This is a genomic window from Bacteroides sp. 41_26 (assembly GCF_949740115.1).
GTDB lineage: Bacteria > Bacteroidota > Bacteroidia > Bacteroidales > Bacteroidaceae > Bacteroides > Bacteroides nordii.
The window spans coordinates 1-1,747 of record NZ_CATJGZ010000102.1 but is presented as its reverse complement, the minus strand read 5'-3'; the positions used below and the strand labels follow the sequence as shown (position 1 = coordinate 1,747).

The following is a 1,747-nucleotide window of genomic DNA, read 5'->3' as shown; positions in this document are numbered from 1 at the left end:
CGTACTCTGTTCCAGTTCTTCGATGCGTTTAAGAAGTTCCTCGTAACCGATTGACATTTGCCGCATGAGGACGAAAGCACGCATGATGGAAATATTCACCTTAACGGCTGTATCACTTCTTAGAACGGATGAAATCATGGCGACCCCCTGCTCGGTAAACACGAAATTTTGATAACGAGAGCCACCCCATCTTGAGGTCACAATTTGTGACCTCAAGTTAGTTTCATCATCTGCTCCTTTCTCTAAGGTTGCTATTTGCGACCTTAAACATTCGGTTTCTTCTTTGGTAAGCTCAAACATAAAATCGTCCGGGAAACGGTCGAGATTACGTTTAACAGCCTGTTTCAAGGCTTTCGTTTCCACTTGGTAAAGTGCTGCAAGGTCGCTATCGAGCATAACCCGGCAACCCCTGATTTCATAAATCTTGCTTTGGATGATTTGTAAGTCCATAATTCTTATATTTTAAGTTGTTAAGTGATAAGTTATCTTTAGGTAACTGGTCACAGATGGTGACCAGTTACTAATCTACTAAATGGCAGCTATCTTTTGGGTATTGATTTTCTGTGCCAGCAGTTCCATATCGTTACTTAGTTTCGTATCTATGACCTTAGCATAGATTTGAGTAGTGCGAATGTCCGTATGTCCCAACATCTTAGATACGCTTTCAATAGGTACGCCATTGGCTAACGTAATGGTCGTGGCAAATGTGTGCCTTGCAAGGTGGAACGTGATATTTTTGTCGATACCACATAGAACGGCAATTTCTTTCAAATAATCATTCATCTTTTGGTTACTGATAACAGGTAACAACTGACCGTTTTTCAGTTTTCCCTCGTATTTGTTCAGGATAGCTTTAGGAATATCCAGTAAGCGGATGTTTGATGTTACTTTTGTCTTGTGACGCTTCTTTATAATCCACAAATTATCATCAAATGCCAACCGTATGTCATTACTGGTTAATTCGCATATATCTACGTATGAAAGTCCCGTATAGCAGCTAAAAATGAATATATCCCGTACCTGTTCCAATCGCTTTGAAGCAAAATCCTTATTGCATATCCTGCTTATCTCGTCTTTGTCAAGATACCCTCTTTCTATATACTCGAATTTCAGTTTATAATTGGCGAACGGGTCGGCTGTTATCAATCCTGTACCTTGTGCAAAGTTTACTACCGTGCGGAAACGTTGGATAAACTTCATAGCCGTATTGGGTGAACAATCGTGGTTCTTTATTATATACAGGTAGAAATTCTCAATAAATACTTTGTTGATTTGGCGTATAGGCAAATCCGATACACGATATTCATCTTTCATGTATTCGGTTAAACGTAACTTTGTCAGTTCGTATCGGCTGTATGTTTTGGGTGTGGCTTCTCCTGCTTCGACCTTTTTTTTGTATTGGTCGTTGTGCTGGGTGAAAAAAGAAATAATGGTATTTGCTTCTTCCTCTTTTCCCAATAGTGCATTTTTCACGCTTTCGGGTGTAACATAGCTATCCCGCATTAATTGATTGTGGAAGTGGGAACGGATATTTGCTTTGATGTCGTCCAGCATGGAATTAAGCCTTTGTATCTCCATTGATTTACCTATGGCTCTGCCGGATTTCCAGTTAGTTTCTAATACTTCTAACTTGGTATTGAATTGGGTCTGTTTGCCGTTGATTGTGATACGGGCATGAATGGGTACTAAACCATTCTTTTTCATCTTGTCTTTTTTCAGGTAAAACAATACGCTGAAAGTACTTTTT

At 39.5% G+C, this 1,747-nt stretch carries 1 protein-coding gene and 2 pseudogenes; all 3 read right to left on the bottom strand.

Annotated elements, in window-relative coordinates; translation table 11 throughout:
* A pseudogene (locus QX565_RS20660) lies at positions 1 to 162 on the bottom strand (ORF6N domain-containing protein); the annotation flags it as partial.
* 21 nt (positions 163 to 183) lie between these two features.
* A pseudogene (locus QX565_RS20655) lies at positions 184 to 396 on the bottom strand (ORF6N domain-containing protein); the annotation flags it as partial.
* Between the two features lie 132 nt (positions 397 to 528).
* A partial coding sequence (locus QX565_RS15605; protein ID WP_289293421.1) for a site-specific integrase occupies positions 529 to 1,747 on the bottom strand: 1,219 nt, incomplete at its 5' end.